Raw genomic sequence first — 7344 nt, 5'->3', positions numbered from 1 at the left:
GCGTCCCACTTCATCTCGTTCTCCGGGGTGACCATGGTGAATTCCCGGTCGAGAATGGTGGAGTACGTGGAGTCGCCGAGCCTGCCCGCGGGAACTGCCGTGCCGAAGTAGCGGCCGCTGACGGCCGCTGCGTCGGCGAGGGTGGTCGGCGTGCCGGCGTTCGACGTGAACGCGGCCTGGGCGACCAACGGTACGGCTGCACCCACGGCGGCGAGCGCCGCGGCGGCGGCGATCAGGCGGCGCGTCGGCGGCCGGCGGCGATGAGAGCGGTTCTGATCTGGCAACAACTTTTCCCTCTGGCGCAGTGGGCCTCGGTCTCGGCCACGGTTACCTGCCAGTTGCCGCCACGCACACAAAGGTTGCCGCGATCGGGAGGACTTTTTGTCGAGCCGCCAAGTTGCGCGCCGTCAGACACTGCGAGGCCGCGGGCCGTTCGGCCTGCGGCCCCGCTCAGGGGGTCGGGATCAGGAGGGGTCGCCGTACTGGAGACCGCGACCGTTGGTACCGATGTACACCCGGCCGTAGGTGTCGGGGTCACCGGTGACGATGCGCGAGCCGGCGAAGTTGCCCCACTGGTGCGCGTCGTCGTTGATCCGGACCCAGCTCGCGCCCTGGTCGGTGGAGCGGAAGACCCCGGCGACGCCCTTGACGGTACCGATCAGGTACAGCGCCTGGTACGAGGTGCCCGGTGCGGCCTTGCCGAAACCGACGGCGGAGGCGGACTCCACCGAGGACACCTTGGTGAAGCTGCGGCCGCCGTCGGTGGAGTGCAGCAGACCCGTACCGTCGCCGGCGAGCCACAGGTCGCCCGCGACACCGGGGACGGCGCTGAGCTTGCCACCCGGCAGGTTGCCGGAGCGGGCGGTGAAGTTCGCGCCGCCGTCGGTGCTGACGTAGAGCGTGCCGTTGCTCAGCGAGTAGAAGGTGTTGGCCGAGGACCGGTCGGCGACGACCACGGCATCGTTGCCGAGGCCGTTGACCCTCGACCAGCTCGCGCCCCGGTCGGTGGAGCGGTACGGGGCCTGGCCGGCCTCGGCCCAGACGAAGCTGGAGCCGTCCGCCGCGATCGCGATGTGGCCGCTGTCCGCGCTGGGCACCGGCTCGCCCTTGAAGCCGTTCCAGGTGTGGCCGCCGTCGGTGGAGAGGGCGCCGTCCTGCGCACCGCCCCGGCCGACCCGGACCACCAGCGAGGGGTTGGACTGGGCGTAGTCGACGGAGGTGCTGTTGTAGATCGTCGGGTTGGTCAGCCGCCCGGTGGGCTCCTTCGTCAGGTCGTCGTACACGAAGCCGCCCTGGTCGCCCAGCGAGGTGATGAGGGCGGCGGCGCCAGGCGGGGAGACCGCGTCGTAATACGCCGTCTCCTCCAGCCCGCGGGCTCCGATGAACCAGTGGCTGGTGCCGCCGTTGTCGGTCGCGTTGGCGTCCTTGCTGGCCCAGATGCCGTTGCCGGTGCCGTACATCACGTGCCCTGAGTCGAACGGGTCGATGCTCAGCGCGGTCATCCAGTGCCCGATGCCGGTGCCGAGGTACGGAGCGATGGAGGCGTCCCGCACGGACCTGTCGGACTGGGTCTTCCAGGTCGAGCCGCCGTCAGTGCTGCGGTAGACCTCGTCCTCGGGCCACCAGCGGTCGAGCGTGGTGACCATCACCGTCGACGGGTGCTGCGGATCGACGGCCAGGCCGGCGAATCCGTAGCCGCCCTGGGACGGGGAGACGTTCTTCCACGCCCCGCCGGCGGTGTTGTACTTCCACACCGAACCCGCCGTGACGCCGTTGGGCCCGGGGGCGTTGCTGTACGTCAGGTACAGCGAGCCGTCACCGGAGAGCACACCGTGCTGCGGCACCTGGCCAGTGGGCTGCCCGGAGACCGCATGCCAGGAGTCGCCACCGTCGGTGGACCGGTACAGGTTGGTGGACCTGTCGGCGACGCCGACGTAGATCGTGTTGCTGCCGGCCGGACCGTACGTCACGAAGGAGATGCCGGTGCCGAAGCTCGCGCCGTCCTTGACCGGGAACGAGGAGACCTGGTTCCAGGTCTGGCCGTGGTCGGTGCTGCGCCACAGGCCGTTCTTACGGGTGCCCAGCAGCAGGTTGTCGTGGTTCGCGGGGTCGATCACCAGACGCTCGCCCGCCCCGCGGGCGTCCTCGTTGCCGCCCAGCTTGAACGGCAGGTCGGTGCGCTGGAAGGTGCGGCCGCGGTCGGTGGAGCGCAGGATCGAACCGTTACCGGCCCAGTCGTTGGTGTAGGTGCCGGCCGCGAGGTAGAGCCGGTCCGGATCGACCGGGTCGGTGGCCAGCGACTCGATGCCCAGCAGGTTCCAGTCCTTCTGGCCGACCCAGTCGGTGAGCGGTGTCCACTGCTCGGCCCCGGTGTCCCAGCGGTACGCGCCACCCATGTCGGTGCGCGCGTACAACAGGCCCTTCTCCTTCTGGTTGAAGACCAGGCCGGTCACGTAACCCCCGCCCGCCACCGGGGCGTTCTTCCACACGTACGGTCCGGACCCGGTCTGCGCGCCGCCGCTGTCAGCCAACTTCACCAGCTTCCACTGCTGGTTGGCGCCACCCCACCCGGGCCACTGGATGATCTGCGCGCCCCGGTCCGTGGAGTTGCCCGTGACGTCCAGGACCTGACCGCTCTTGCGGGAGGTGAAGGTGACGGCGTCGGAACCGCGCACATCGTCGATCCGCCACTGCTGGGACGCTGAGGACCTGTCCGTCTGCTGCTCGGCGGCAGCCGCCTGGCTGGTCGAGTCGCCCGCTATGCCCAGCACCTTGCCGCTGTTGCGGTTCACCAGCTCGTAGTAGCCGTCCCCGGTGGACTTCAGTTTCCACTGCTGGTTGGCGGTGTTCTGGTCTGTCCACTGCTGGATCCGGGTGCCGTCGGCGGTAGAGAAGGCGTTGACGTCCACCACCTGGCCGCTGCGTACCGAGACCAGCCTGTAGTAGGCACCGTTGTCGACCGTCGCGGCCTGGGAGTCCTCGGGTGTGAACATGAAGTACGAGACGCCGGCGAGGGGCACACCGAGCGCCAGAGCGGTGGCACTGAAACGACGGCGGTGACGCCCGCGGCGCCCGCGGGTGGGGTTGCTCATGGGTAGACGTTCTCCTTGCGAACTGTGCACGAGGGGAAGGCGGATCGGGACACCGGAACTGGCCGGATCTACTTCCTTGTGGTCACAGGCTCCGCAAAGGGTTGCCGCGAGCCGGAAACTCTTCCGGTCGCCTCGTGGTGAGGTGGACGTTGATCAGAGTCCAGGGTGACGTCGGTGCCCTCGGCGTCGACGTTCCACACGCGCGTAGCCCAGAAGGGTCGGCGCCCTCACAAGCGGCTCAAGAACACGGCTGAGCAGGCATATCGGATGCGGTGGCGCTGAAGAGCACGGCCGCACACGTCGGCTGAACGGCTCCTGCCGATGCGCCACCGGCGCGGACCAGGCCGTCCAGCCATGCCCGGCGGCGGGTGAGCACGGACGGTTGGCGGTTCACTCGTCATCCGTTTCTCCGCGCAGATACGCCTGACGTCACGCGCGACCGGCGCCGCACCACCCGAGTGCAGCGCTCCCTTGCCCCGAGACCCGGGCCGGGCGGAGCTCGAAGAGATTCGCCGGCTCTTTGACGGCCAGCTCGTCCACTGTGATGCCCTCGGCTGTGGCCTGCTCACGCAGACGGACCTCAACACCGTCCGGCACCTGAATGGACATGCGGACACCGCGCGCCTGCACAGGAGGGCCGGAGCTCGGCGGAGACAATCCGGCCGCCCGGTAGGCCTGTACAGCGAAGCGCCGTCCCGGAAAGCGAAAGTCGCTCGGGACGGCGCTCGTCTGTAGGTCAGTCAGCCAGCGGCAGGTAGACCCGGTTACCCTGGGCCGCGAACTCCTCCGACTTGGCCTTCATGCCCTCGACGGCCTCCGCGTCGTACTCGGGCTCGGGCGCACCGTCGCCGTACTTCTCTGTGATGGTTCGACTGATCTTCATCGAGCAGAACTTCGGCCCGCACATGGAGCAGAAGTGCGCGGTCTTGGCGGGCTCGGCGGGCAGCGTCTCGTCGTGGAAGTCGCGGGCGGTCTCGGGGTCGAGGGCCAGGTTGAACTGGTCCTCCCAGCGGAACTCGAAGCGCGCGTCGGAGAGCGCGTCGTCCCAGGCCTGGGCGCCGGGGTGGCCCTTGGCGAGGTCGGCCGCGTGGGCGGCGATCTTGTAGGTGATGACGCCGGTCTTCACGTCGTCCCGGTTGGGCAGGCCCAGGTGCTCCTTGGGCGTGACGTAGCAGAGCATGGCGGTGCCCCACCAGGCGATCATCGCGGCGCCGATGCCCGAGGTGATGTGGTCGTAGCCGGGCGCGACGTCCGTGGTGAGCGGGCCGAGGGTGTAGAAGGGCGCCTCGTCGCAGATCTCCTTCTGGAGGTCCATGTTCTCCTTGATCTTGTGCATCGGGACGTGGCCCGGGCCCTCGATCATCACCTGGACGTTGCGCTCGCGGGCGATCCGGCCGAGCTCGCCGAGCGTCTGCAGCTCCGCGAACTGGGCCTCGTCGTTGGCGTCCGCGATCGACCCCGGGCGCAGGCCGTCACCGAGCGAGAAGGTGACGTCGTACGCGGCGAGGATGTCGCAGAGCTCCTCGAAGTTGGTGTAAAGGAAGTTCTCCTCGTGGTGCGCCAGGCACCAGGCGGCCATGATCGAGCCGCCGCGGGAGACGATGCCGGTCTTGCGGCGGGCGGTCAGCGGCACGTAGCGCAGCAGCACGCCGGCGTGCACGGTCATGTAGTCGACGCCCTGCTCGCACTGCTCGACGATGGTGTCGCGGTAGACCTCCCAGCTGAGGTCCTCGGCCCGGCCGTCGACCTTCTCCAGCGCCTGGTAGAGCGGCACGGTGCCGATCGGCACGGGGGAGTTGCGCAGGATCCACTCGCGGGTGGTGTGGATGTTGCGGCCGGTCGAGAGGTCCATGACGGTGTCGGCGCCCCAGCGGGTCGCCCAGGTCATCTTCTCGACCTCCTCCTCGATCGAGGAGGTGACCGCGGAGTTGCCGATGTTGGCGTTGATCTTCACCAGGAAGTTGGTGCCGATGATCGCCGGCTCGACCTCGGGGTGGTTCACGTTGACCGGGATGACGGCCCGGCCGCGGGCGACCTCGTCGCGGACGAACTCCGGGGCGAGCCCCTCGCGCAGCGCCACGAACTCCATCTCGGGCGTGATCACGCCCTGCTTGGCGTACGCGAGCTGGGTGACGGCGGCGCCGGCCCGGCCGCGCAGCGGGCGCCGCGGGCGGCCGGGAAAGACCGCGTCGAGGTTGCGGAGGTTCCCGCCGCGCGGCGAGGTGTGCTTGATGCCGTCGTCCTCGGGGCGGGCCTCGCGGCCCTCGTACTCCTCGACGTCGCCGCGCTGGCGGATCCAGGCGTCGCGCAGGGCGGGCAGGCCGCGCCGCACGTCGGGCTCGTAGGAGGGGTCGGTGTACGGGCCGGAGGTGTCGTACAGCGGGACGGTGCGGCCGTTGGTGAGGAGGACCTCCCGGTAGGGCACCCGGAGGTCGGGGCGGCTGCCCTCGCGGTGGGCCTTGCGCCAGGCCGGGGTCGGGTAGCCGGTGGACGCGCTGCTGACGCCCCGGCCGGAGACAGACTGCGGCTGTGCTTCAAAGGTGGTCATGAGACCCTCTACTCCCTACGCCGGCATTACCCGGTCAGGTTCCTGCGGTCGGCGCAGCGGTCGGTCCGTGTACCGCGGACCCTTCAGCGCCCTCTCAGCCCGGTGCTCCGAGCTCCCGTTGGCTGCAGGCGGATGCCTGCAACAAGACGTCAACACCGTAGCGGCAGCGTCGTGGCAGGTCCAGACGGGTTCCGGCCAGTGGACGGGCGCGGCAGACTGGCCGGCATGGTGGGCAGCACAGGGCGGGTGACCGGGCGGACGGGACCGGGGCTGGTGGGCGAGGTGATGGTGTTCGTCCCCGAACGGCACGGGACGGAGGCCTTCCTGGCGTATCCGGCGGTGCCGGGCGAGGAGCTGGCGGTGGGCACCCCGGTGGTGGTCGTGGAGTACCAGCCGCCGCGCACGGTGTACGTCGCGGCGGTCCTTTGACGGAATCTTGACGCACTCCTGGACGAAACACGGCCGCCGGGCCCTTCCCCGGCGATCACGACAGGCGCAGAATCTCCTGCTGCCGCCGGCTACCGCGCCTTCCTGCACACCAGAGCGCAGCCACGGGACACCGGCGTGCCCTGAAGGGGGAATCAGCCGATGTTGATCGGCATCGCGGGGGCCGTCGCGGCTTCCATCGTCGTCCTGGTCGTGCTCTTCAAGCTCATGTGGCGGGTCGCCGAGCCGAACGAGGCACTGATCATCTCCGGGTCCCGGCACCGCTCCGAAGGGGTCGCGGACGGGCTCGGGTTCCGTATCGTCACCGGGCGCGGCACGCTGGTGCTGCCCGGTGTCCAGGTGGTGCGCCGGCTCTCGCTGGACCTCAACGAGGCCGAGCTGGACGTCGAGTGCGTGACGTCGCAGGGCATCCCGGTGCACGTCAAGGGCGTGGTGATCTTCAAGGTCGGCGACGACCCGGTGTCGATCGCCAATGCCGCCCGCCGCTTCCTCGACCAGCAGAAGATGATGGGCCACCGGGTCCACAACGTCTTCGCCGGCCATCTGCGGTCCATCGTCGGCGGGTTGACGGTCGAGGACATGATCCGTGACCGGGAGCGGATGACCGGGGAGACCCGGGCCGCGTCCGGCAGCGAGATGGAGAAGCTCGGCCTGATCATCGACTCGCTGCAGATCCAGGAGATCCTCGACCCGACCGGCTACATCACCAACCTGGCCGCCCCGCACGCCGCCGCGGTGCAGCGGGACGCCCGGATCGCCGCCGCGGAGGCGGACCGCCGGGCCACCGAGGCCGAGCAGGAGGCGTTCGCCCGCAAGGCCGAGGCCACCCGCAACTCGGGCATCCAGCAGGCCGGTTACCAGGCCGAGCTGGAGACGGCGCAGGCCCGGGCGTTCCAGGCCGGTCCGCTGGCGCAGGCCGCGGCCCGGCAGGAGGTCGTCGTCCAGGAGACCAAGGTCGCCGAGCTGGAGGCGGACCGCAAGGAGCAGCAGCTGCAGGCGGACGTCCGCAAGCCGGCCGACGCCCGGGCGTACGAGACCCGGACGAAGGCGCAGGCCGACCGCGACGCCCGGATCTCGGCGGCCGAGGCGCTGGCCCGGGAGACCGAGCTGAAGGCCGCGGCCGAGGCGAACCGGGTGAAGATCGCGGCCACCGCGGAGGCGGAGGCCACCAAGGCCCGCGGTCTGGCCTCGGCCGAGGCCACCCGGGCGAACGGGCCAGGGCGCGGCGGGGGGGGGGGGGGGGGGGGGGCGGGGGGG

Annotated in this window: 4 protein-coding genes and 1 pseudogene; 2 read left to right on the top strand and 3 right to left on the bottom strand. The window is 70.3% G+C overall.

The features are described from left to right. From ABD353_RS09725 to thiC, 3 genes are all read right to left on the bottom strand, one after another. The coding region (locus ABD353_RS09725) for an endo-1,4-beta-xylanase (RefSeq protein WP_344623088.1) at positions 1 to 236 on the bottom strand (236 nt) is incomplete at its 3' end. Positions 237 to 464: 228 nt separating this feature from the next. Next, on the bottom strand, positions 465 to 3092 hold the full coding sequence (locus ABD353_RS09720; protein ID WP_344623076.1) for an RICIN domain-containing protein: 2628 nt from the start codon (positions 3090 to 3092) through the stop codon (positions 465 to 467). A 736-nt stretch (positions 3093 to 3828) separates the two neighbouring features. Beyond that, positions 3829 to 5640, bottom strand: coding sequence for a phosphomethylpyrimidine synthase ThiC (thiC, locus tag ABD353_RS09715; protein WP_344623075.1), 1812 nt, complete (start codon positions 5638 to 5640; stop codon positions 3829 to 3831). Between the two features lie 225 nt (positions 5641 to 5865). On the opposite strand from thiC, the gene ABD353_RS09710 reads away from it, so the two are divergent. Continuing rightward, a complete protein-coding gene (locus ABD353_RS09710; protein WP_344623074.1) occupies positions 5866 to 6069 on the top strand; it encodes a hypothetical protein in 204 nt (67 codons plus the stop codon). A gap of 159 nt (positions 6070 to 6228) precedes the next feature. Then, a pseudogene (locus ABD353_RS09705) lies at positions 6229 to 7344 on the top strand (flotillin family protein); the annotation flags it as partial.

The organism is Kitasatospora arboriphila, assembly GCF_039528095.1.
Taxonomy (GTDB): domain Bacteria; phylum Actinomycetota; class Actinomycetes; order Streptomycetales; family Streptomycetaceae; genus Kitasatospora; species Kitasatospora arboriphila.
The sequence above is the reverse complement of the archived record's forward strand: the minus strand, read 5'-3'. Positions and strand labels throughout refer to the sequence as shown.